The sequence below is a fragment of the Clostridium beijerinckii HUN142 genome (assembly GCF_000621745.1).
GTDB lineage: Bacteria > Bacillota > Clostridia > Clostridiales > Clostridiaceae > Clostridium > Clostridium beijerinckii_A.
In genome coordinates this window covers 1-24,055 of record NZ_JHXK01000025.1, presented here as the reverse complement: position 1 = coordinate 24,055, position 24,055 = coordinate 1, and the positions used below count along the sequence as shown (strand labels likewise).

Annotated in this window: 23 protein-coding genes, 1 tRNA gene and 1 riboswitch; of the genes, 3 read left to right on the top strand and 21 right to left on the bottom strand. The window is 29.2% G+C overall.

Annotated features, from left to right (window positions below):
• Window positions 1-374 precede the first annotated feature (374 nt).
• Window positions 375-2,027, bottom strand: a complete 1,653-nt coding sequence (gene treC / locus T483_RS0112680; RefSeq protein WP_026887189.1) for an alpha,alpha-phosphotrehalase — start codon at window positions 2,025-2,027, stop codon at window positions 375-377.
• Window positions 2,028-2,045: 18 nt separating this feature from the next.
• Complete coding sequence (gene treP / locus T483_RS0112675) at window positions 2,046-3,461, bottom strand: PTS system trehalose-specific EIIBC component (protein ID WP_026887188.1); 1,416 nt, start codon at window positions 3,459-3,461, stop codon at window positions 2,046-2,048.
• Window positions 3,462-4,041: 580 nt separating this feature from the next.
• Here treP and T483_RS0112670 point away from each other — a divergent pair.
• Window positions 4,042-4,761, top strand: a complete 720-nt coding sequence (locus tag T483_RS0112670) for a UTRA domain-containing protein (protein WP_026887187.1) — start codon at window positions 4,042-4,044, stop codon at window positions 4,759-4,761.
• Window positions 4,762-4,897: 136 nt separating this feature from the next.
• Here T483_RS0112670 and T483_RS0112665 read toward each other — a convergent pair whose 3' ends face one another.
• The 12 genes from T483_RS0112665 to T483_RS0112605 all read right to left on the bottom strand — a co-directional run bounded on the left by T483_RS0112665 (window position 4,898) and on the right by T483_RS0112605 (window position 15,612).
• The gene (locus tag T483_RS0112665) at window positions 4,898-5,530 is read right to left on the bottom strand and encodes a hypothetical protein (protein WP_026887186.1); all 633 of its coding nucleotides are present in this window, start codon (window positions 5,528-5,530) and stop codon (window positions 4,898-4,900) included.
• Between the two features lie 94 nt (window positions 5,531-5,624).
• A complete protein-coding gene (gene cbiG / locus T483_RS0112660) occupies window positions 5,625-6,758 on the bottom strand; it encodes a cobalt-precorrin 5A hydrolase (protein WP_035790156.1) in 1,134 nt (377 codons plus the stop codon).
• Window positions 6,745-7,515 (bottom strand): precorrin-4 C(11)-methyltransferase, encoded by a 771-nt coding sequence (gene cobM / locus T483_RS0112655; protein ID WP_026887184.1) that lies wholly within the window; start codon window positions 7,513-7,515, stop codon window positions 6,745-6,747. Before cobM ends, cbiG begins: the two co-directional genes overlap by 14 nt.
• Window positions 7,516-7,565: 50 nt before the next feature.
• Window positions 7,566-8,231, bottom strand: coding sequence for a cobalt-factor II C(20)-methyltransferase (locus T483_RS0112650; protein ID WP_026887183.1), 666 nt, complete (start codon window positions 8,229-8,231; stop codon window positions 7,566-7,568).
• Between the two features lie 166 nt (window positions 8,232-8,397).
• Window positions 8,398-8,970 carry a precorrin-6Y C5,15-methyltransferase (decarboxylating) subunit CbiT gene (gene cbiT / locus T483_RS0112645; protein ID WP_026887182.1) on the bottom strand — a complete coding sequence of 191 codons (573 nt, stop codon included), beginning with the start codon at window positions 8,968-8,970 and terminating at the stop codon, window positions 8,398-8,400.
• A gap of 57 nt (window positions 8,971-9,027) precedes the next feature.
• Window positions 9,028-9,651, bottom strand: coding sequence for a precorrin-6y C5,15-methyltransferase (decarboxylating) subunit CbiE (gene cbiE / locus T483_RS0112640; RefSeq protein WP_026887181.1), 624 nt, complete (start codon window positions 9,649-9,651; stop codon window positions 9,028-9,030).
• A 111-nt stretch (window positions 9,652-9,762) separates the two neighbouring features.
• Window positions 9,763-10,947: a cobalt-precorrin-5B (C(1))-methyltransferase CbiD gene (gene cbiD / locus T483_RS0112635; RefSeq protein WP_026887180.1), complete on the bottom strand. Its 1,185-nt coding sequence runs from the start codon at window positions 10,945-10,947 to the stop codon at window positions 9,763-9,765.
• Between the two features lie 57 nt (window positions 10,948-11,004).
• Window positions 11,005-11,628 (bottom strand): precorrin-8X methylmutase, encoded by a 624-nt coding sequence (locus T483_RS0112630; protein ID WP_026887179.1) that lies wholly within the window; start codon window positions 11,626-11,628, stop codon window positions 11,005-11,007.
• Window positions 11,629-11,703: 75 nt separating this feature from the next.
• Window positions 11,704-12,414, bottom strand: a complete 711-nt coding sequence (locus tag T483_RS0112620; protein WP_026887178.1) for a hypothetical protein — start codon at window positions 12,412-12,414, stop codon at window positions 11,704-11,706.
• A 49-nt stretch (window positions 12,415-12,463) separates the two neighbouring features.
• Complete coding sequence (locus T483_RS0112615; protein ID WP_026887177.1) at window positions 12,464-13,846, bottom strand: cobyrinate a,c-diamide synthase; 1,383 nt, start codon at window positions 13,844-13,846, stop codon at window positions 12,464-12,466.
• Window positions 13,847-13,928: 82 nt separating this feature from the next.
• A complete protein-coding gene (locus T483_RS0112610) occupies window positions 13,929-14,753 on the bottom strand; it encodes a sirohydrochlorin cobaltochelatase (RefSeq protein ID WP_026887176.1) in 825 nt (274 codons plus the stop codon).
• Between the two features lie 197 nt (window positions 14,754-14,950).
• Window positions 14,951-15,201: riboswitch (cobalamin riboswitch) on the bottom strand.
• A gap of 159 nt (window positions 15,202-15,360) precedes the next feature.
• On the bottom strand, window positions 15,361-15,612 hold the full coding sequence (locus tag T483_RS0112605) for a phage holin family protein (RefSeq protein ID WP_012058524.1): 252 nt from the start codon (window positions 15,610-15,612) through the stop codon (window positions 15,361-15,363).
• Between the two features lie 357 nt (window positions 15,613-15,969).
• Between T483_RS0112605 and T483_RS0112600 the strand changes: the two genes are divergently transcribed.
• Window positions 15,970-16,338, top strand: a complete 369-nt coding sequence (locus tag T483_RS0112600; RefSeq protein WP_026887175.1) for a hypothetical protein — start codon at window positions 15,970-15,972, stop codon at window positions 16,336-16,338.
• 564 nt (window positions 16,339-16,902) lie between these two features.
• Window positions 16,903-16,977: transfer RNA gene (locus T483_RS0112595), tRNA-Glu, on the top strand.
• Window positions 16,978-17,089: 112 nt separating this feature from the next.
• Here T483_RS0112595 and T483_RS0112590 read toward each other — a convergent pair.
• From T483_RS0112590 to T483_RS0112555, 7 genes are all read right to left on the bottom strand, one after another.
• Window positions 17,090-18,259, bottom strand: a complete 1,170-nt coding sequence (locus tag T483_RS0112590; protein WP_026887174.1) for a tyrosine-type recombinase/integrase — start codon at window positions 18,257-18,259, stop codon at window positions 17,090-17,092.
• A 1,168-nt stretch (window positions 18,260-19,427) separates the two neighbouring features.
• Window positions 19,428-20,561 (bottom strand): protein kinase family protein, encoded by a 1,134-nt coding sequence (locus tag T483_RS0112585; RefSeq protein ID WP_026887173.1) that lies wholly within the window; start codon window positions 20,559-20,561, stop codon window positions 19,428-19,430.
• Window positions 20,562-21,388: 827 nt separating this feature from the next.
• Window positions 21,389-21,604, bottom strand: a complete 216-nt coding sequence (locus tag T483_RS30140) for a hypothetical protein (protein WP_026887172.1) — start codon at window positions 21,602-21,604, stop codon at window positions 21,389-21,391.
• Between the two features lie 186 nt (window positions 21,605-21,790).
• Window positions 21,791-22,156 (bottom strand): hypothetical protein, encoded by a 366-nt coding sequence (locus T483_RS0112570; RefSeq protein WP_026887171.1) that lies wholly within the window; start codon window positions 22,154-22,156, stop codon window positions 21,791-21,793.
• A 190-nt stretch (window positions 22,157-22,346) separates the two neighbouring features.
• Window positions 22,347-23,063, bottom strand: a complete 717-nt coding sequence (locus tag T483_RS0112565) for a hypothetical protein (protein WP_026887170.1) — start codon at window positions 23,061-23,063, stop codon at window positions 22,347-22,349.
• A gap of 225 nt (window positions 23,064-23,288) precedes the next feature.
• Window positions 23,289-23,672, bottom strand: coding sequence for an HNH endonuclease (locus tag T483_RS0112560; protein WP_026887169.1), 384 nt, complete (start codon window positions 23,670-23,672; stop codon window positions 23,289-23,291).
• A gap of 130 nt (window positions 23,673-23,802) precedes the next feature.
• Entirely contained in the window at window positions 23,803-23,988 is a 186-nt protein-coding gene (locus T483_RS0112555; protein ID WP_242841860.1) for a hypothetical protein, read from the bottom strand.
• Window positions 23,989-24,055: the final 67 nt, after the last annotated feature.

Sequence of the window (24,055 nt, the reverse complement as noted above, 5' to 3'; positions counted from 1 at the left end):
CTACTGTTATTTCTATATATCGTATACTTTTAAAGTTCCTGATTTTCTATAGATGAACATTTTAAGAATTAGACTTATTAGATGAACATATTCACAAAGTTCCTAAAACTTTAATTTAATATCTTCACTAGAAATCATAAATATATTTGTAACCACAAGGGTCATAATATGAAGAAAACATTTGAAAATGAGCTGTTAAAGGTTTTTAGCCGTAGATTGTTCCATTTTAGCTTGTCAAACTGAAAGTTGGAGCATGCTAAAGTGGATACAACCTGCTGCTTAGAACCTTCAGCGATATTTTCATAGCTTTTCGGAATCAAAATATTTATGATTTCGGTAAGTTATCACATAAGTCTAATTATAAATTGGGATATCTATATATGATATACAATTGATTCAAATGGCCTTAAATTTAACTCTTTATTTAATACACTACTATCTTTATAATTTGATATTAATATTTTACTCTTAGCACTTTTATTTGCATATTCATCTGGAATCTCTACTTTTGTGCTTTCTCCATAAAAATTATTTATGACAAGTACTGTAGCGTCACCTAAAGTTCTTACATATGAAAGTACCTTATTATCTTCTTCAAGAATGAACTTTATACTTCCATTTGAAATCACTTCATAATCTTTTCTCAACCTTATTAGCTTTTGATAATGATAGAAAATCGAATCTTCATCCTTTAATGCTTGTTCAACATTTATTCTTTTATATTCACTACTAACAGGTATCCATGGTTCACCTTTAGTAAATCCGGCATTTTCACTATCATCCCATTGTACTGGAGTTCTAGAATTGTCACGAGACTTTACCTTTAAAATCTTCAATATCTCTTCTTCAGATTTTCCTTGCTCTTTTAAAATATTATAATAATTTATAGATTCTACATCTCTATACTTCTCTATGCTATCGAAATATGGGTTTGTCATTCCAATCTCTTCACCTTGATATACATATGGGGTCCCTCTAATCATGTGAATTGTGGTTGCCAGCATTTTAGCACTTTCTTTTAAATATTCTTTATCATTTCCAAACCTAGAAACTATTCTAGGCTGATCATGATTACACCAAAACAGAGCATTCCACCCATTTTGAATTTCTTCTTGCCAAGTTTTAAATAACGCCTTCAACTTCATAAAGTCAAAATCCATAACAGTCCATTTATCGCCTTTATAGTAATCAACTTTTAAATGGTGAAAATTAAATACCATTGATAATTCTTTTTCTTCTGGATTAGAATATCTTATACAATTCTCAAGAGAAGTTGATGACATTTCTCCCACAGTTATAATATCTTCATATTTTCCATAGGTATTTTCATTAAGCTCGTGGAGATAGTCATGAATCTTAGGACCATCTGTATAGAATCTTCTTCCATCCCCTTCTGTATCGCTTTCAAACTTTTCTGGTTTTGAAATTAAATTTATAACGTCAAATCTTAATCCTTTGACACCTTTTTTAAGCCAAAAGTTAACAACATCATAAATCTCATTTCTAACTTCTTCATTATCCCAATTCAAATCTGCCTGAGTTCTATCAAAAAGATGTAGGTAATACTCATCAAACTTTTCTACATATTCCCATGCATTTCCACCAAATTTAGATTCCCAATTTGTAGGCGGTTTATCTTTTTCCGATTCTTTAAATATATAGAAATCTTTATATTTTCTATCTCCGCTTATAGCTTTTTTGAACCATTCATGTTCTGTTGATGTATGATTAAGTACCATATCAAGCATTACATATATATCCCTTTTTTCTGCTTCTTGTACTAAGGTTTCAAAATCTTCTAATGTCCCAAAGCTTGGGTCAATATTATAGTAATCAGAGATATCATATCCGTTATCTACTTGAGGAGAAGGATAAAAAGGAGTAAGCCATATATAATCTATACCCAAATTTTTCAAATAATCTAATTTTTCTATTACTCCGTTTAAATCTCCAATTCCATCGCCGTTTGTATCATAAAATGATTTAGGATATATTTGATAAATAGTACTTTTCTTAAAATCCTTCATAATTTCTTCCTTCCTATCCTAGCTTATTGCTTTCTTTTTCCCTACAATTACTGTAAGAACAAATGGTACTACTACTGCTACAAGCATTGCTAATGCAAATATCATCATGAACGCTGGTTTTATTGATAATATACCTGGAAGTCCTCCAACACCGATTGAGTTTGCCATTACGCCACTTCCAACTGAAATTATTGCTGCTATTGCTGATCCTGCCATTCCACAGAAGAATGGGAATCCATGCTTTAAGTTAACACCAAACATTGCTGGTTCAGTAACTCCAAGGTAAGCTGAAATACAAGCTGGTACATTAACTTCTTGAGCTTCTTGATTCTTTCTTTGTAAATATATCATAGCTAAAACTGCTGAACCTTGTGCGATATTAGATAAAGCTATCATTGGCCAAAGTGATGTTCCTCCAAATTGTGCCATTAATTGAAGATCTATTGCATTTGTCATGTGGTGAAGTCCTGTAATAACAAGTGGTGCATAAAGGAATCCAAAGATCGCTGCAAAAATCATACCAAATGAAGATGTAAGTCCACCATATACTACTTTTGAAATAGCTGCACCAATTGCCCAGCCTATAGGCCCTATAACAATATGAGCTATTAAAACAGCTGGTACTAAAGCAAAGAATGGTACAACTATCATTGATATTGATGCTGGACTTATCTTTCTTGCACCTCTTTCAAGAAATACTAATGCAAAACCTGCAAGTATAGCTGGTATAACTTGTGCTTGATATCCAATCATGTTTACATGTGCAAATCCAAAATCCCAGAATGGAATTTTATCAGCTGGTGTACCTGCCACTGCATATGCATTTAAAAGTTGTGGTGAAACTAATGTAATACCTAAAACTATACCAAGAATTTGGGTTGTCCCCATTTTCTTTGTAATTGACCATGTAATACCTACTGGTAGGAAGTGGAATATAGCTTCTCCAATTAACCATAAGAAACTGTTTGTCCCAGCCCAGAACTGAGATACTTCAACTAAAGATTTTGTTCCGCCTTCTAATAATTTCATATCTCCTATAACATTTCTAAATCCTAAAATCAAACCTCCAACGATGATTGCTGGAATAAGTGGCGAAAATATTTCTGCTATATTTGCCATAAGTTTTTGTATAAAAGTCATATTGTTTTTAGCAACATCTTTTACTGCATCTTTACTTACTCCATCTATTCCTGAAACTGCTATAAAGTCATTATAAAATGTTGATACTTCATTACCAATTATAACTTGGAACTGTCCTGCTTGTGTAAATGTTCCTTTTACACTTTTTAATTTCTCAATTTCACTTACGCCAGCTTTACTTGGATCGTTTAATACAAATCTCATTCTAGTAACACAATGTGTAACTGCTGAGATGTTTTCTTTTCCACCAACTAGCTTTAATAGTTCTTTTGCATCATTTTGAAATTTCCCCATTATTAAAACCTCCAATTTGATTTTTATTACTTTAAAGAATAAGTTCATGAATATTAATACAATTTTGTTTTGTATTAGTCCAATTGAACAATTAATTAATAAATTTTATATTAAACCTAACATTTAAATGTTTACAATATCATCATAATCTATTTTAAACATATAGTCAATAATATTTTAAAAATTTGTTTAAACAAATTTTTTGAAAATGTTTAATACATAGTATTTAAGCCAATACATCATATAAATCAAATTTAAAATATGTTTAAACACATTTTAAATTTGTTCAAATAACCTATTCAAATTTCAGAATTTTTATCCTTCTGCTAATTTATCAAATCAAGTTCAATTTTATAAATTCTATGTAGTCTTATGTATGTAAAATCCAAATTATGTTGATATAAATTAAATAAACATTATCTACATCTTTAAGTTACACTAAGTAATTCATTACTCCACTTCAATTATTTAGTTAACTTATTAAAAGAAATAAAGTATAATATATTCATTGAAACCTATATCAATGTCGAAATTCGACTGTCACATATATACCTCAAGATAACTTAAGGGAGTGTTAACTTTGCCTAATGTAAAATTTAAAGATATATATCACATATTAAAAAGTAATATAGATAATGGTAAGTATGATAGTTCTATGATGCTTCCTACTGAAATGGAACTAGTTGATAAGTTTAAATGTAGTAGAAATACTGTTAGAAGAGCAATTAATGAATTGAGCAAAGACGGATATGTTAAAAGCGTTAAAGGTAAGGGCGTAATCATATTAGAAAGCAGAGAATCAATAGAACTTCCTATTGGAAATCTACTTGGATTACAGGAATTACATACAAGAAAGAAATTCACTACTAGTGTTGTGCATTTCTCAAAAATAACTATAGATGAATCCTTATCAAGAATAACAGCTTTAAAATTAGATACAGAAGTATATCATCTTCATAGAATAAGATTTTATGATAATGAACCTATTATCCTTGATGTAAATTATTTTAGTGCAGATGTAGCAAAAGATTTAACTATAGAAATTGCTCAAAATTCCGTGTATGAATATATTGAAAAAGATTTAAATACAAAGATTCTTGCTTCAAAAAAAATTATTGTTGTTGAACATGCAACAGAATTAGATAAAAGATTTTTAGATTTAGGTACATATGATTGTGTTGCTGTCGTAAAAACATATGCTTATACTGATTCCGGTAAACTTTTTGAATATACCGAATCTCGTCATAGACCAGATAAATTCGTATTTGTTGAATCATCATCTCTAAGAAAAAATGTTTAATCATGCTGAGTAATATTTTTTCTTCTTAGAATCATTAATATAAATTAGGATCAAAACTTAAAGCAAAAAACTTACTAAATAAATTTTTAGTAAGTTTTTTAGTATACAACATTTAGTTAATGAAAATGAATTTATATTATTCTATAAAATTGCAAAGATATGTATATTGTTTAGTTAATTCTTTTTGATACCATTCTGTTTTTATTAAACTTATATATGCATCAACTATTTTTTTCACTTGGCTTTCTTTTGTAATCTGCATAACTAGTGCAAGAATAAAAAAAACTATAATTCCTATTGTAATCACATTCTTTACATTATTAGTAAAGTTAAATATAATCAATAATACTGCACCAATAGCACCTGTAGCAATAGAATAATATGTTACATAATCTATCCTATCTTTGGTTTTTACTATTTTCGCCTTTAATGTATCAACGATATGTACATCCTTAAATAATAAATCCAATTTATCTCTATATAAATCCATGAATTTAGACAACATATAGTTATATCTTTCAACATTACTACTTTCTATGATTCTCATGCACATAATTAAGGGATAAGAATACTCAGCCACGCTTTTATATACATATTCATTTCTTCTTTCAAGGCTAGGAATCTTTACAGTTAATTCCCTATTTTCATCAAGAGTCAATTCATAGTTATCATTTACTAAACTTGTATAGTTATCTTTAATAATTTCTAATGATTTAGCCATTAATTTATTATTCTCATTCATTTTATTTAGCATGTCCAAAATCGTCATATTTTCTCTCCCCTACTTTTTAAAATAAATGCTTTATCAGCTATATTATAGCATACTTTTCCAATATATAAACCTTAGGGCTGGATTTTAGAATTTATTCCAATCTGTTTTTAAGTACTCCTATAGCCAGAGTCATACCTTCATGCTTTATTTTACTTATAATAACCTCTGCACCGGCAAGATCAACACAAGGCTCACAAACTCCAGTTACTCCGAGTGTCTTAAATACAAATTCACTTTTATCATATTTATCTTGAACGATTTTTATTTCTTCTTTACTAAAAGTTTTGAATGGACAATTAATTTTTTCCGCTAATTTGATAATACCTTCTTCATTAGCTTTAATATCTACAGAAACAATGCCTGACACCGCTCTTATATCTAAATTATATTTTATTAAATTTGTATTTACAAAGTCATATAATTTTTCATAAGTTGTATCTTTTCTACAACCAATACCTAAAACTATATCTTTTTTTATAAGTCTAAGTATCCTAGAATAATCAATTTTTTCATCCTCTTCATTATTGCCGTTTTTTAAGCAATGAGTTATCCAAATACAGTCCTCTCTTAAGCACTGTATTTTTTCGTATCCATTGCTAATTTCAATTGTATTATAATCATCTTTAATTCCAATTACTTTTTTATCAATTAAAAGCGCTGCAATATATTTGGCCTTTTTTAAATCTTCAATAATTAGATTATTTTCTTTAGCAAAAATATCTGGGGCAATCAATCCTAAATTATCACTTGCTGTAGTTATAATCGGCATAGAATGTAAAATTTCCGATACTTTAAAAGTAAGCTCATTGCCTCCACCTAAATGTCCGCTTAATATATTTATTGCATATTTAGACGATAGATCAACTACTACAACTCCCGGATCTTTATCCTTACCTTTAAGAAATGGAGCTATTGCTCTTACTGCAATTCCTGTTGAAGATATAAATATAATACCTTCTGAATTATTCATAGCTTCTTTTGTAATAGTATTTAAACTGAAGTCTTCACCATATATGAAAGTGCTTATTTCTGACTTTCCGCTATTAATATGATCGTGTGATGGATTATTTTCTTTTATATATATTCTTACATTCAAGCTTTCTTGAAGCTTCAAAGCTATTTCTTTCCCTTTAGGAGACGGACAAATTATACTTATATTTTTGCTAAATGAATTTATCTCCTCATTTGAAGACTTTGTAGATATACCTTTATTATTTGGATTCATTACTTGTATCCTCAGCGTCTCTGAACATATGCGAAAAGCTCTTATCATATAACAAGCTTTTTTCAAAATCGCTATCAATAAAATCTCCAACTAATATTTGAGCACATTTAGTAATATTATTTTCCTTAACTTTTTCTGCTATATCATCAAGAGTTCCCATGATTACTCTTTGATCAGGCCATGTAGCTCTTTCGACTACAGCTATTGGAACATTCTTTTTATACCCTTTTCTAAGTTTTTCAACAACTTTGTCTATCATTGAAATAGATAAAAATATAGCCATTGATGCTCCAATAGATGCCAATGTTTCAAGATCCTCATTTGCTGGAACAGGAGTTCTTCCCTCAATCCTTGTTAAAATGACAGTTTGTGATACCCCTGGTAATGTAAATTCTCTATTTATAGCTGCTGCTGCGCCTGTAAATGAACTTACACCAGGAACAACTTCATAAGGTACACTAACCCTGTCAAGTTCAACCATTTGTTCTCTTATAGCTCCATAAATTGATGGATCACCTGTATGCAACCTTACAACCAACTTGCCCATTTGTTCTTCCATCGTCATTATTTCCATTACATCCTCTAAAGTCATATTAGCAGAATTATAAATTTGAACATCTGGTCTGCAATATTCTAAGTGCTCTTTTGAAACTAAAGAACCTGCATATATTACAACATCTGCTCTCTCTAATAAATCACGACCTCTAACAGTTATTAAATCCGCTGCTCCAGGACCTGCTCCTATAAAATAAACCATACTTAAAACACTCCTTTTTTAATATTAAGTTAATTAACTTTTTATTATATTTATTCCCTGCTTGCTATTATTAAAGACATATAATCTCTAAGTTTTAATATTTCTTCTCTCTCAGTTAAAACTGTTTCCCCTTCTCTGCCAACTCTACTTGCGTAAACATAATCAAAGCCTTTTTCCTCTAATATATCTATAACTTCCTCTTCGTGCTTGTATACTTTCATTATTACAATAAACTTCTCATCTGTTATTTCTTTGACTTTAGTAACCGGCATAACCACTAGCTTCTCGTCACCTACAACTAAAGTTCTATTAACTAAGCTCGCAGCCGCACAAAAAGATGTTATTCCAGGAATTGTTTGAACATCAAATCCACAATCTCTAACGTGCTTTAACATATGACTGTATGTACTGTAAATATACGGATCTCCAATGGTTAAAAACGCAACATCCTTTCCTTCCTTAAGCCTTGCTTCTATAAATTCATAAGCTTCCAATGCTTTTATTACTCTGTCTTTCTTTCCCATCGGAAAATGCTTCACAATGACTTCAGTACCTGGTTTTATATATTCCTTAGCTGTCTCAAGTGCAATGCTTTCTCCTCCTTCAGTAGCAGATGGTGCAACTACAACTTGACACCTCTCTATTGTTCTTACTGCCTTTACAGTTAAAAGCTCAGTATCTCCAGGTCCTACCCCTATTCCGTATAATGTTGCCATTTTATAATTCCTCTCTTCCTAAGTAACTACATATATGTATATCTTCTTATTATTTTAATTCTAGTTACCAATATCATATTATCTTTATTTACATATTTTCATTATAACAATTATGTATTATTTTATCTTTAAAACTTATATTCAATTATTTCTAATTAATTTCTAATTAATTTCTTATACATTGAATTATATATATTGGATTATTAGCTATCATCATTAAAGTATCTTCACGGTTTTTACTTATATTAACTAGTGAAATTTCTATTTTATAATCTAGTTTCTTCATAACCTCAATTGCTCTGTATGCATTGTCTAAGGTAATAAAATTCATAACTATTGTTCCTTTTTTTACTACAATCGCATTTACCTTAAGCAATATTTCTTCTAAATGCCCACTGCTTCCTCCAATGAATATAGAATCAAATTTTAAACCTTGAAAAATCAAAGTATCCAACACTCTACTTGCTTCTTTATTTAAAATCTTTACATTATCACATTCAAACTTTTGCACATTAGTTTCTGTGATTTCATATGCTTCATAATTTTTTTCTATTGCAAGTACCTTACCTTCTTTTGCAATTTTAGCAGCTTGAACTGTAATACTTCCTGTACCACTTCCCACATCTAAAACTAAAGACTTATCTTCTAAATTCATTTTTGCAATTGAAAGTATTCTTATGTCTTCTTTTGTCATTGGGCAGTTTCCTCTGATAAATTCTTCATCTTTTATAAAAACCATGAAAATTTCCTCCTCTATTTCAGGTATTAATCAAACTTTAACAGTACACAAAAATTACTATATATTCTTTTGATTGGCTTTATCTACTATAAAAACACTTAATGAATCATATGCTTTATTCATAAATTCCTCTGGCTTTCCATTAGTTATAACTTCATCTTCATAGGATAAATTTTCCCCTATCACAACTTTGCACCTAACTTTTTCTTCATGTAAAATTCCACATAACATAGCAGGATTATTCTCTTTATCTGTAAGCCAAATACTTAAGTCATGATTATTAACCACATTCAAAAAGTCTTCTTTCCTTCCATGTAAACTTCCTATGTACGCATTATTCCATGACATATTTAATTTACATGTCAGATATTGAAAAGAACTTATTCCTGGTATTACTTGAAATTCTAAAGTTGCTTTACTTTTTATATAATTTGTTATCCCATAAAAAGTTGGATCACCAGATGCAACAATTGAAATAATCATACTTCTATTTTTCTCATCACATATATATTCGTTAATATCACTTAGCTTATTTATATATAATTTTTTATTATCTACAAACTCTAAGGAATCCAATGCTCTTTTAAAGCCTATTATTATATTAGATTTTTTTAATATTTCCAAGGCCTTAGGCATAATGTAATCCTTGTGTCCTGGACCAAGCCCTACAATATAAATCATTTTTGTGTCCCCCTATGAAAGCTTAATTAATTTTTTAATATTAATCCCTAAAATATTTTACACAATCCATAATCTAATGAATTATCCTAAAATTTATATTGAATTTTATTACTAATTATCCTTAATGGACTTCCATAATAAAATCGGATTTGATGCCCCATAATACATTACAGCGTCAACTTCTAGCTCTCCATAAACATGCTCTTTAATTTTTTGAACTACTTTATTTCCAATATTTTCATAGAGTTTGTCATATCCATCTCCAAGCATTTTAACTGCACCTTCACATGTCTTTTCCTCAAGCACTCTTTTTACAAGTGACATATCATATCCAAGAAGCGCAAGTTCTAATGCAATAACTTCAAGCCTCACTCCATTGACCTTACTATGAGTATTGAAACATCCATAAGCTATTTTACTCATCTTTCCTATATGTCCAACTATTATAATAGACTTAACTTTACATGAAACACAAGTCTCTAATGCAAATCCTATAAAATTTGAACATGTTACCACTTCTTCCTGTTTAAACCCAAGTTCCTTACAATAATTATCGCCTAAATTTCCGAAAGTTAAAACTAATCTTTCATTATTTATTGCTTTTTGGGTAATTTCTATCTTTATGGAAGCTTTAAGTGCATCTTCTGACATAGGATATACAATTCCAGTTGTCCCAAGAATAGAAATCCCACCTTCAATCCCAAGCCTAGGATTAAAAGTCTTTTTTGCTACTTTTTCTCCTTGAGGCACTGAAATTATAACTTCAACTCTTTCTCCAGGCGGTAACACTTTTAATACTTCTTCTTTTATCATCTTTCTAGGAACAGGGTTAATAGCCGCTTGTCCTTTAGGAATAAAAAGCCCATCCTTAGTGACAATTCCAACTCCTGTTCCGCCTTTAAGCACTACTCTTTCTAACTCATCTTCTTTTTCTGCTCTGCTATCTTCAACTAAAACACTATCAAACTTTTGCAAGTCTTCATCTTGAAATATTTTATTATCTATTGGCTTGATCTTTTTAACCCTAGCCTTTATTTCTATTCCATGAGTGTTATCAGGATCATCTCCGCCATCTTTTAAAATAGTACACTCAACATAATCATCAAATTTTTCTATTGATTCTATAGGCATCGTTACATCAATTCCTTTAGGAGTTGCAATCTCTATTTCATTAAGATTTTTCTCTTTATTAAATAAGATAATTGTTGCTGCTTTTGCTGCCCCAGCACTACAAGAACCTGTCGTATATCCACACCTTAACCTTTTTCCATCTACATCAACGTACATTTCAAACATAAAAATCACCTCCTGACATCATTAACTTTTTAACTATCTTTAATCTAACAAATTAAATTATCTTGAAACCACCATGTACATAAGCGCATTCACTATTGCTGCTGCAACAGTGCTTCCACCTTTTCTTCCTCTAATTCTTATGTAAGGTATATTAAGCTCATCCATATTTTCCTTACTTTCTGCAGCTCCAACAAACCCTACTGGCGCCGCTATTATAAGCTTTGGTTTTGCCTTTCCTTCTTTTATTAACTCTTTAAGCCTAAAAAGTGCTGTTGGTGCATTACCAAAAACGAATATATCCACATTATCCATGCAAGCTTTTTCAACCGCTGCCATGCTTCTAGTAATATTTTTTTCCTTTGCTTCTTTATGAACTATTTCTTCATTCACATAGCAGATGACTTCACTATTAGTTTTAGCTAGCGCCATTTTATTAATCCCGTTTAAGGCCATATTAGTATCCGTATAGATCTTTGCACCTTGTTTAAAAATACCTTTTGCAGTTTCAATTGCTGTTTCACTTATTTCTACCAAATCTTTATATTCAAAGTCTGCAGTAGTGTGAATAGTTCTTTTAACTATAAGCAGTTCTTCTTCACTAAATGAATGTGATCCCATTTCGTTACCAATAATCTCAAAACTTTTTTCTTCAATTCCCATAGGATTTTTTAAATATTCCATATATTTTTAGCGAGGGGTTTAACAAACACCTCACCAAACTCACCTCTTTCCAAGTTTAATAAATCCATTAATAATTTACTTTTCCATTTCATAAGCTATTTTATCGTCTATAATCTGATCCTTTGTAAAATTATAGTTGCCTTCTTTTTTCCCATTCACTTCTCTTCCTGATAAATCAATACCATAGTTATTTGTATCATCAATAACATCAAGACCGCATACTGCTATATCTCTATTTTTTAAATTTTCTCTAATTCTCAATACTTTATCTACAAAAGCTTCTAAAGAAACTTCATCGCTTTCCCATCTTATATCTATTTTTAGAGGATATGAATCTCCTGGTATAAAACTTGTGTACTTATCATAACTCTTACTATCTGCATTGGCTCCAGCATCTTCTAATACTGAAATTTGTTTTATCTTTATGCTAGGTTCATTTTCTTCAATTAAGCTTGTAACCATATTTTTCGCCTCAAGATTAACCTTGCTTTCAAGATAATTATCTTCACCACTGTCTTTATTAAGCATTGTCACTCGAAATGTTACTGGGGTATCTTCTTCAGTACTAACATTACATAAATACTTCCCAGATTTTGAATTATAGTAAGCTCTATTAATTTTACATTTTAAATCTGGGTACTTTTTGCTTAAATACGTCTGTGTAAACACTTCTGTTTCCTTGATCTTCCAAGGCAAGCCATTTATATTCATATAAATACAACCACCAAAAGCTAAAACAATAATAATTATAATGCTTATACTGAGAAGTATACTATGTTTTTTCATTACGCTCCCCCCACAAATCTACCATATTTTCTTATTTATATTACATCTTCTATAGAAAGTTAACCAACGCTTTTAACAATTCTTCATTTCCAAGAAAGTTTATATGGGCATATCCTCCTAATGTATTATTTTTAAAGTATCCGCATTGCCACTTTAATACTTCCCCATTATATAAAGTTTTTTCTACATCATATACGTTGTCCTCATCTAACTCTACCTTTGACTTATGAAATTCATGGGCATTAACTTCAAATTCATTATCTTCTAAATTCCTATTATCAAAGCATTTGTTATCTATCTTAACCTTACAGTAACCAAAATTCTGAAGCTTATTAGTCATTGTGCTATTGCCATGGAAAAAACCAACCATTTCTGATCCATCTATTGATTCTGTAAGATACATGAGTCCACCGCATTCTGCATAACATCTCAAGCCGCTATCTAAGGCTTCTTTAATGCTTTTTCGCATAAAATAATTGTTTTCCAATTGCTTTTTAAATACTTCTGGATATCCTCCACCTATATATAAAAAATCTAAGTTTTGTGGCAATTCTTTATCATTGATTGGACTAAAATAAACTACCTCACCCAAGTTTTCTAAAGCTTCCAAATTATCTTTATAATAGAAACTGAACGCCTTATCTAAAGCCACTCCTATTTTAAAATTTCTATTTTTAGATTCTTCTTTTAAACTTTCAAAACTTTTTTGTTTATCATCTGCTTTAAAAGAATTATTAAGATCACCATCTATACTTATTTTATACTCTTGAGTTGCATTTATAATTCCATCTATATCTACATACTTTTCCATTAAATTTTCACATATATTTAATTTTTCTTCAAGATCAAGAATTTCCATACTCTGAACAAGCCCTAAATGCCTGGTGCTTAATGCTATTTCTGGCGTTTTAGGAATATATCCAAAAACTTTTATATTGCAATTCTTTTCTATTGCGTACTTTAATAAATTATAATATTTTTCACTTACAGAATTTAATACGACCCCAACAATATTAGCATCCTTATAATTTTTAAAACCACTAATTTCAGCGCATATGCTTGCACTTTGCCCCTTAGGAGACAACACTAGCACTATCGGCATATTTCCTAAAAGTTTTGAAACATGATAAGTGGAAGCTTTTTCACTTGCTCCAATTCCGTCATATAATCCCATAACACCTTCTATTATACCAATATTTCCAGAACCTTTTTGAAAACTTTTTTTCACACCTTCTTCACCCATTAAGAAAGTATCAAGATTTCTTGAAGCTATTCCTGTGACTGCTTTATGAAATGCTGTATCTATATAATCCGGCCCTACCTTATAACCTTGTACATGAAAATTTCTACTTTTAAGTACTTTCATAAGACCAAGAGTAAAAGTAGTTTTTCCGCCTCCGCTGCAATTCGAAGATATAATTATAGACCTCATATTATTTTCCTTTCTGTATTCGCAAAACTTTTAAACTCTGCCTAACTAACATGCAAAGAATTTTGCGACTGTAAAAATTAGATTATCTAAGTTTTTTAGTCCTTCCAGCGTTTATATATTTATTCTCAATTGAGTCATAAATTCTATTTATATAAAGTCCATCAAATTTATCAAGCTCTCCAAGACCGTGCATATGTAACTTAACTTCAATTCCTTCTTTTTGAAGCCTAGTCTTTAAAGAATCATCTTCATCTGATGCCATATCATTCTTTACATGATCACCTGCCACAAGTAATAGAGGAACAAGTTTTGTCTTATTTATTCCTTTTTTCTTTAACTTCTTTATTACATTTTCAACTGTTGGATATCCTTCTACAGTTGCCACAAAAACATTCTCATAATCTTCATCTACTAAAACAGTTTGCAGCATTCCATAGACTGCATTAGATGGATGTTCTGTACCGTGGCCAAACAATATTATGCTTTCCTCATCTTTAAAAACATCTTTAATACTCTCAATAAATAAAGAATAATCTTCTGGCAATCCATTCATTCCTTGATAAAAGAATATCGGTCTTCCAAGCTTAAGATCTTTAAAATCATTTTTTCTTTGCTCTACGACGCCTTTGATGTAATCAAATTCTTCTCCTGGAATTAGATGAAGCGGCTGCACTATAACTTCTTCAAATCCTCTAGATTTCAAATCTTCTAAGGCTTCTTCTGGTGTTAATATATCCAAATTATCCTTTGCCTTTAATTTCTTTATTATAAAATGAGCTGTAAAAGCTCTAAAAACTTCATAATCTTTGAATTCCTCTTTGATTTTATTTTCAATCTTTTCAATTGAATTCTTAAGCGCCTCTAAATGGCTTGTTCCGAAACTAACTACTAAAATAGCTTTCCTCATGTATTTGCCTCCTAAAATTGTCTTAAAAAAGACCTCAATTTAATAAATTTATAAATATTTCATAAGATTTATAATTTGGAATATATAAAAATCCTCTTTATCGCTAGATAAGGAGGAAATACATAACAAATTAAGAATGTAGGATTTACTGCACTACATCCCGCTATTTGCAAGTTTTCTTCCCTCCGAAGAATAGCATTTTTATAAACTCCTAGGCAGGTCTCCTGACTTTGGCCTCATCCTAATTCTCTTCCTTCCCAAGAAAGTTTCTCAGTGGATTTTTCAGTATATAATTTAAAAGCACGCACTTTGAATTAATTAGCACTTTTATATATACATTAGAGATTAGTCTTCCATCACAGTAGCGGGGGCTGTAGTGGATTTTAACCACTTTCCCTTTTAATCATATACACTTAACCTTATATGAACCTAAAAATCATTTCTTATTGTATTTTAAATTATATAGGACTATTGTATTTTATTCAACTAAAATGAGGTTTATTGTTGACAGTATTTACTTGTCAGCAGTAAACCTCAAAATAATTTTAATATAATATGGCAGCCACAAAATTGTAGTAATTAAATCTTTAATAGTAAATTAAAATTTTCATTCTTTCTTGCAGCTTTGTTTTATTAGTTGATTAGTATATACTGTAGCACCAGTTACCAGTATGCCTTGAATTACTGATTCTACACTAGGGCCCATGATTCCCACGGCCCCTAATATTCCTAGAAATAATAATATCATAGGAATATATTTATCGTTAATTTTCTCTGTATTTTTTATTACCATGCCAACAATATATAGAGCAGGAATCAAAATCAGAGCATTTTGTGTTATATACTGTGCAAAATCCATATACTTGTCCCTCCTTTAACTACAAGATTTCTCTAACTTAAAATAATTTTAAATATGATATAATATTCTGCTTTATTATGTTATATGCGTTATGTTAAGTTTTGTTTCTATATTAATAAAATTGACATCAAATTTTCACTTCTCTAATTGCCATAAAAATAGAATTAATATCTGTTTTTTGCAAGCACCCCACTAATAATTATATTTAAATAAAAGTTAACTATTCCACTTACTGAAATACTCACCACATTTAACATTTTCAAAGAAATAATTTACAACTATCAATATTACTGTATAATTTAAATGTAACGTGTTAACCTAATATAAATAGAAAAGCTAGAAGGGATTGATATAATAATGTCAGCATATATGATTACATATTTTTTAAGTGATACTCATGGCCATCATCACGAACATGGTGATGACTGTGGATGTGGAGAAGATCATTCTCATGAACATGGTGATGGCTGTGGATGCGGAGAAGATCATTCTCATGAACACGCAAACAGCGGCGCTAATATATCTGGAAAAATAAAATCTTTAGGTTCATGGGCTCAATTTATGCCTGAAGGATTCTTTGTAAAAACAGATACATTATCTGCACAAGAAATATTTGATGAAGTAAGCGCTGTTGCTAATGGAGGAGATATTATCTTTGTAACTAAGATTGACGCTGAAACTTCAGCATGCGCAAATCCTGCTGTATTGGATTGGCTTTCAAAATAATAGTTTCAAGGAATGCAACTTAAACAAGTAGTATGAATTAAAAAAGAGGATTATCAAATTTTATTTTGACAATCCTCTTCTTACTTTTAAACTTATTAGTTAACATATATTGCAATTAATTTTCTGCAGTCTAGTCTTAATTAAGCATTGGGTTTACTGGAACTTTAAATGTAAATTTATTATAAAATATAGTCATTTATCATAAAAAATAATACCCATCAAAATTAAACTGTTTATAAACAATAAAATCTCAATGGATATCCCACAAAATATTAAAAAGGAGTCGTAATTTCGTATGATCAATAAATCATACAAGAGGAGCGATGAGTATATTTTAAATATACACCTCTATTTAAATTACTAACTATATAATAGTTTAACAGATTTTCACCGAAAAACAAGTATGTTTTTTAAATATTTAGAAAATTATGATTTGTATAAAATGCAACAAATTATTTTTACATTTTTAAGCACTCTTCTCTAAGTCTTTCCTCTTTTACGGATATATTGAAAAAAAGTTGTTGACATAATAAATAAATGGGTGTAGAATAATATTTGTTGTGAGGCCCATTGGTCAAGCGGTTAAGACGCCACCCTCTCACGGTGAAATCAGGAGTTCGATTCTCCTATGGGTCACCATTATAGAAAACATCAGCATTTAGAGTTCTAAATTGTTGGTGTTTTTTCTATTTTCCCGACTAAGTTTTTTATTATGTTTTACTATTATTTTTTTAAATTACCTGCAAATATTTTATAAATTAAATATATAATTTAATTTTTCAACTGCATCACTTTTTTGTTTTGGAATAACATGAGTATAAGTATTTGCAGTCATATCTATAGAGCTATGCCCCAGAAGTTCTGAAACAGTTTTTAGAGCTACTTCGTTTTCAAATAACTTTGTTGCAAAAGTATGTCTTAATGCATGAAACTTTTTATGTGGTAATTTACATTTCTTTAATAAATGTTCCCATGCATGAGATAGATTTGTTACATCTATTAAGCTTCCAGAAGAGGTTGTAAAGACATAATCAGATACCTCATATGATTCTCCACATTTTAATCTATCTCTTCTTTGTTTCATCTTTATATCCTTAAATATTGATGTTAGATTATCTGGAAAAGATACTTCTCTTATTGACCCTCGAGTTTTTGGTACTTGAATTATTTGCTTTCTTTCCTTTGAACCATCACCTGCTATTATATACACCTTAGCTAAAGATTTATTAACCTTTACGATTTTATTCTTCAAATCAATATCTTCCCAAGTTAATGCCAGAAGCTCTCCACGTCTTAATCCTGTTCCAAGTGATAATAGTATTAACTCCCTATACCTATTATCCTTTAAGTTGGATAATAAAATCTCTATTTCTTCATCACTAAAATGCTGAACTTCTTTTCTTGGCTTTTTTTCTCCTGGAATAACTATCTTTTTACCAAGGCACGGATTCTTGCTTAAATACCCCTCATCTACTGCATAATTAAAAAATTGTTTCAAGAGTTTATTTATGTTTTCAATAAGGTTTCTGCTTTTTCCAAGGTCTGATAAACCGTTATAATATCTTTGAACTTGAAGTGCTTTTAATTCTGATAATTTAATTGAATATAAAGGACTGTCTTTTACATAATTCCTGTATAACCCCTCATACTTTTCAAACGTAGTAGGCTTTATTCTATCTGAAACCCTAATAGTCTCAAATAGCCAAGTGTGTATTAACTCTCCTAGAAGAACTCGCTTCGTATCTATATTTAATCCATTTTTTATACCTTCCAGATACTCTCTCTTCTTCTCCTCAGCCTCAGATTTGCTTTTGCCATAAAACTCTTTAAGTATTCTTTTTCCCTTGCTATCTGTTCCTAAAACAGCACTTACTCTAAAATAGTTAGTACCATTTTTATTACAGTTAGTTTTTACTGCCATATTAATCACATCCCTTTTAAATATTCTCAATAATATCCTATTGCTCAAAATAAATTCTACATATTCACTGGATATAAATTTTTGAACTCAGCACAGAGAATAATCTTGTAATATGAAATATTTAAATGTTTATTAATACGGTTGTCTTTTATGGTACATTATTAATTATTTAATTTATCCTACGCATATATATTTTCTCATATATTTGAGTAATATATTCTAAAACTCATGATAAAAACTACCAAAAGCACCATCAACACTTCAATTTTTATTAAATTTAAATCGTTACATTATTATAATTCAAAGCAAATATAAATTAAATAAATCATTTATTCATACTACAACAATAGATCCACTATATAAACTTCTTATACCCCCTGTATGCTTATCCAATCATCAGTGATTTTATATTTGTAAAACATCTACAAATCAAATATATTATACTTATTTTTTACTTAATACGCAACATATTTTACTCATTAAGTAACAAAATAATTATAAAATTATGTATCTTTGCGCATTTACTGATATATAAATAAAATTAAAATATCAGTAAATATCAACATAGCTACATATTCTTTTCAAATCAATTGCACCACTTATTTTTTTGAATTGCTGTACTATTAAATTAAGATGCTTTATAGTACAACCTTTTTATTGTTTTGCAACAACGAGATTTTATTTTCAATTTTTGCATCAACACATCATTTTTACTACATTCCTTAAGAATTATTAACCTAGATTAATTTTATGAATTTATTTGCCAACACAAAAAAACTGATAATAATATCAAATTCATTAATATTATTATCAGCATAGTTGTTGAATTTTACTGTTTGTGATAGCCGAGTTCTGTATTATGATATGCCCGTATTTTTTAATATCTATGTGTATCTCAGAATACCTTCCGTGCTTTTAAAATACTAATGTTAAAAGTACTTTTATATTTGTTTGTAACTTATCATATTTATATATATTTTGTAGTCATAAGGGAAAGATAAGGGAAACTATTTATTATATTTTAAAATAAACAATCTTTCCTCTTGTTTATCATAACTTTAAAAGACCAAGAATTAAATAAGCATCTTGGTCTTTTAAAAGTATCTTTTAATTTAAATTATCATAACATTTATTATTATAGAACATAAAAGCAGAAAACTTTATTCATTTAAAATGGCATATCATCATCTTCTTCATATTCTGTTTTTATTGTCTTCAATCTCGTTGCTATATTACTAATTAATATGTTTTGTCTAGTATTGCTTAACTTTTTAAAAAATGCATAAAAATCTCTAATTGTTTCAATCTTAATATCTTTTTTAGTACTATATGTATAACCACAATCAATGAAACAGGATATTAAATCATTATTATTTTGAAGTACTTGTTCCAGTAAAGAATTTTTAATTACCGATTCCAACGAATTAATTATTTCTTTAGGTTCATTTACAGTACTAAGTTCATTCTTTATAAGTTTTATATGAGAAATTAGTTGTTCTACAAAAGTTATATAAATAGCTTTTTCATAATCAGTAAAATCTATTTCTACAAATGTATCTTCAGAAAGACATTGCATAATTTCATAAAATGATTCAATTCGTTTCTTTGGATTAGATAGTATCATTTTGTCAATTATATGTTGATATTTAAAACCAGAGACATCATAATCCTCTAACAACTTGTTAAATAACTTTCCAAGAAAATATATTTCGGTTTGATGATTATACTTTCTGTCATGTATTTCTTCTGGAAAATCGCTCACTGGCCAATTAAGTAATATACTTGCTTCTTTCTCAGATTCAATTTCAATCTTTTTTCCAAATCCAAAATCTATTATTTTAACAACTCCATCATTGGTTATAAGTATATTTTCATTTCTAATATCTCTATGCAATACTTTATTCTGTTCTAGATATTCAAACCCTTCGATTAACTGAATAAATATACTTTCAAAAACTTCATTACTTTGAAAAAGTAGATAGTTATTGATGGCTTCTCCTTCAATATTTTCCATAAGAATATATCCAGTAGTATGTTCGGGATATAAAAAATAATTATATATCCTCACAATATTTTTGTGCGATAATAAATACATTATTTTTATCTCATCTATAAATCTAGGAAAATACTCATTTTGCCTGTCAGCATTATAGGGAGAATATTTTTTACATACAAAATTCATTCCTGTAATTTCATCTTTTACTAGAATAGCTTTCCCAGTGCCACCTCGTCCAACTTTCCTTTGATATGTGTACTCTTTTTGTCTTATAAACTTTACTATATGACCTGGATTCATCTCCATTTATTTCACCTGCCTCAATAAAATAATATATATTAATATCTAAATAATAATTTACTTTGAGCATTTCTTCTACATCTATTTCCTTATTGTAGCATATTCTACCAATAAAGTACTAGTGTAAGTTAATTACGACTCTTATTACAAATATCACTTTATGAGATTTAAACTCACGACTTCTGGAAATAAGAGAATTACACCCGTATGTTTTTATATTGTTGTTAAAGCCTTTTATACTGTCATTTCCTTTTTATTTGAGTACTTTTCCTTTTATCTTTTCCCTTTCTATACGGTGTAAAAAACGGTGTAAAACTTATTTCAGCATAAAATTTTCTTTTTTATTTATAAATATATTATTTCTTATTTTTTTAAATATTCATTTTTAGTGTACTTAATGTACTATAATAGATAAACCTAGATATAGAGCTACTTCAAAGCAATAGTACACAAAATTCTTTCTGTACTATTAGTGTACTTAATGTACTGTCATTATTTTAAGCCCCCCTATTTCATGTTAAAACCCTTAATAAATTGCTACACCACACAGCCCTCAACTATATGCAAAAAATCTGTAAAATGAAATTTTAGAAATTACTTTTATAAGATTCTTACTCTTAACCACAACGCTTTTGCTTGATCTTGCCAAATGATCCGCCCTCCTTTCTTGAAAATTCGTTTGAAATTTATCATTTATTATTTAGCTTAGTATTTTTTTCTTTGATAGTATTTATAACTTCATCACATAAAATCATCAAAGCACTAATAATACTTAGTACATCTACTCCAATATATAAAAACCTATTATAAATAAAATTATTTATAATAGGTTTTTATATTAGAAAGTAAATTATAATTAACGGATAAATTAACTTTTTAAATTTTCGAGTCTCTATAAACTCGGACATACTACCAATAATTAAAAATATTAAAAGTATTGTTTCCATTTTTGCAGATAATCTCACATTAAAAAGTATAGTTATAACCCCAATTATGCCAGCAATAAATATAAGTTTGTTTATTATCATCGTTACTGGTTTTAATTTCATCAATATCATCCCCCATTCTAAAGCATTAGTATATATATAATTTAGTTAATTTACTTTATGTCAAAATGATATCCTTATCTTAAAATTTCATTTAGGGAAAAATTTGCGTTTAAATGAGGGCTAGTGGTGTCAGCCTCCTTAATAAAAAATCCCCCAAAATAGGGGGGATATAAACATATCACAAATTTATTTAGAACAATGTGACTTAACCGTTTTTTCACCAAAATACTTTATTGTTGGTAAAATGAATATTAAGCCTATAATAGTGATTATAGGTACTTGTTTATAAGAAATAATCCATCCTAATAAATAATATAATTCAACACTTACTATTAACCAATAACCCCATCTTTTTAGCTTTAAGTATCCATAACATGCTATTAAAAGAATTATAATAATTAATGCATTTAATATCATATCTGATAAAGGAACCCTTAAATAATTAGGTAATGGTTCAACATAGTCTGTAAAAAGTGATAATGTTAGCAAAAAAGCACTAATAATGTACCCATCTCCAATGAATGTTACCATATAAGGTCTTTTTTCGTTCATACTTACTCCTCCCTCCTAAATAAATTACTAATAAAAATAAACGAAAAGTGTTCATGTATTTTATTATAAGTGGTCTTGTTTAACTTTACAAATTTAAAAAATAATTGTATATATTACTTTTATTATATAAAAATAAGGGAGTTTCCCCCCTTATATGTGTGTGATTTTTATATTTAAATTTTTATTTATATTAAACGAAATCCTCTATTTTAAAATTATCTGTTCCTGTAACTACTAGACCGCTAATTACTGGGATTGAAAATTTACCAACACCATAAGAACCCTGTATAGTAACAGAATGTACCATTGTTATTGTATCTGAATCATAACTTAGAGAAAGGTCTTTATCAGTTATTGAATATGACATAAGGGGAGCAATTGAAGTTATACTAGCATCTCCATCAGTTGCACCACACCATTGTCCATGTCTATATTGTCCAGAGCATGAATATGTCACAGAATAACCATCACCAAGATTATGGTTACGATGTACGTATACAGAATCAACAGGAGTATCGTCGTCATCATCAAGAGCTAACTTAACATTATTTGATGTGGTTTTAGTATTGTTTGATTTATGAGTTACAGGTTTAAGTGTAATTGTATGTGGCATTTTTTTTGATTTTTCAATTACCTTTTGTACCTCGCCTACAGTTGTATTACTGTTTCCTTTTGGTACATCATTTTTTATAAGCTTGTTTGAGTCTACACCTAAATATGCAAGAACATCATATATATTATCTTCTGTAATTACTGTGTTGGAATCAATTTTATTACTTTTCGAGACACTTGTACTAGCTGAAATGTTTGAATTTTCTGCTGCGTATACTGCTTGTCCAAAAGTAGTGCTTGTTGCAGCAATCGTTAATGCGATTGCCATGATTGTTGTAATTTTTTTAAGTTTCATATTTTTTCCTCTTTTCTACCATTTTTACTACATATTAATTACTAAGTTAATTACATACTTATATTGCCATTATATGTATGCAAAGTAAATACATATTACTCCAAACGTATAAAATCAGGTATTAAGCGCAAATATTATACGCATAATTCTTTTTACGCCTATAAATATACGTTTTAAGACAATTCTATTGACTTGTGTCAATTAATATGTAAATTTTAAAGACTATTATTTATAAATCCTATTTTTAATTATATCTTTTAATACTTCCCTTGATATCTCTCCCCGATCTGCTCTTTTATGATGATATGTACATAAAGAAATGAGGTTGGAATCTTCCAACCTTAAATCGTAATTTTCATTAATCGGCTCTATGTGATGTACTTCAATAGAGTTATTATATATACGTCCATATGTATCATACAAGTTTCTAATACATAACTGACATAATCCTTTATCCCTATCAAATACTATCTTCCTTTTCTTCTTCCATGCCTGTGTATTTCTGAACTTATTTGCTATGGTGTTGGGCTTGATCCTTTGCACTTTCATAGCCTGACATTTAAAACTATGCTCGTGTACTCTCCCACACCTGTAACAACTCTTCAACATTTAATCACCCCTTTTGTATAGCTTGTACATACTTTATATAGAACAAAGTGGCTGCGCCACGCTCCTTCGGAGAAATTTATTATATTTTAAGTTAAAAACCATAGAGATTAATTTCCCTATGGTTTTCTTATTATAGCTTATATTTTTTTCCGTATACCCCTTTGTATTCTTTAGGTCTCATAGTGCCACCGCATTTTTCGCATGAAAAACAAGGCGGTTCATCTATATTACTTTGATCCATCTCATCAAAGTATTCTACAACCTCCCTAGGTATATTTTCTGTTATCCCACATTTTAAGCATTTATATGGTATCATCTCTTCCACTTATTATCCCTCCAACTATGTTGTTGTCGGCTTTATTTTACCATATAGAACTCCTTTT

Coding starts and splice junctions, on each gene's coding strand:
- treC (WP_026887189.1), bottom strand. CDS start 2,027: ATGAAGGATTTTAAGAAAAGTACTATTTATCAAATATATCCTAAATCA.
- treP (WP_026887188.1), bottom strand. CDS start 3,461: ATGGGGAAATTTCAAAATGATGCAAAAGAACTATTAAAGCTAGTTGGT.
- T483_RS0112665 (WP_026887186.1), bottom strand. CDS start 5,530: ATGACGATTTTGGACATGCTAAATAAAATGAATGAGAATAATAAATTA.
- cbiG (WP_035790156.1), bottom strand. CDS start 6,758: ATGAATCCAAATAATAAAGGTATATCTACAAAGTCTTCAAATGAGGAG.
- cobM (WP_026887184.1), bottom strand. CDS start 7,515: ATGGTTTATTTTATAGGAGCAGGTCCTGGAGCAGCGGATTTAATAACT.
- T483_RS0112650 (WP_026887183.1), bottom strand. CDS start 8,231: ATGGCAACATTATACGGAATAGGGGTAGGACCTGGAGATACTGAGCTT.
- cbiT (WP_026887182.1), bottom strand. CDS start 8,970: ATGGTTTTTATAAAAGATGAAGAATTTATCAGAGGAAACTGCCCAATG.
- cbiE (WP_026887181.1), bottom strand. CDS start 9,651: ATGATTTATATTGTAGGGCTTGGTCCAGGACACAAGGATTACATTATG.
- cbiD (WP_026887180.1), bottom strand. CDS start 10,947: ATGTTTGAAATGTACGTTGATGTAGATGGAAAAAGGTTAAGGTGTGGA.
- T483_RS0112630 (WP_026887179.1), bottom strand. CDS start 11,628: ATGGAATATTTAAAAAATCCTATGGGAATTGAAGAAAAAAGTTTTGAG.
- T483_RS0112620 (WP_026887178.1), bottom strand. CDS start 12,414: ATGAAAAAACATAGTATACTTCTCAGTATAAGCATTATAATTATTATT.
- T483_RS0112615 (WP_026887177.1), bottom strand. CDS start 13,846: ATGAGGTCTATAATTATATCTTCGAATTGCAGCGGAGGCGGAAAAACT.
- T483_RS0112610 (WP_026887176.1), bottom strand. CDS start 14,753: ATGAGGAAAGCTATTTTAGTAGTTAGTTTCGGAACAAGCCATTTAGAG.
- T483_RS0112605 (WP_012058524.1), bottom strand. CDS start 15,612: ATGGATTTTGCACAGTATATAACACAAAATGCTCTGATTTTGATTCCT.
- T483_RS0112600 (WP_026887175.1), top strand. CDS start 15,970: ATGTCAGCATATATGATTACATATTTTTTAAGTGATACTCATGGCCAT.
- T483_RS0112590 (WP_026887174.1), bottom strand. CDS start 18,259: ATGGCAGTAAAAACTAACTGTAATAAAAATGGTACTAACTATTTTAGA.
- T483_RS0112585 (WP_026887173.1), bottom strand. CDS start 20,561: ATGGAGATGAATCCAGGTCATATAGTAAAGTTTATAAGACAAAAAGAG.
- T483_RS30140 (WP_026887172.1), bottom strand. CDS start 21,604: ATGAAATTAAAACCAGTAACGATGATAATAAACAAACTTATATTTATT.
- T483_RS0112570 (WP_026887171.1), bottom strand. CDS start 22,156: ATGAACGAAAAAAGACCTTATATGGTAACATTCATTGGAGATGGGTAC.
- T483_RS0112565 (WP_026887170.1), bottom strand. CDS start 23,063: ATGAAACTTAAAAAAATTACAACAATCATGGCAATCGCATTAACGATT.
- T483_RS0112560 (WP_026887169.1), bottom strand. CDS start 23,672: ATGTTGAAGAGTTGTTACAGGTGTGGGAGAGTACACGAGCATAGTTTT.
- T483_RS0112555 (WP_242841860.1), bottom strand. CDS start 23,988: ATGATACCATATAAATGCTTAAAATGTGGGATAACAGAAAATATACCT.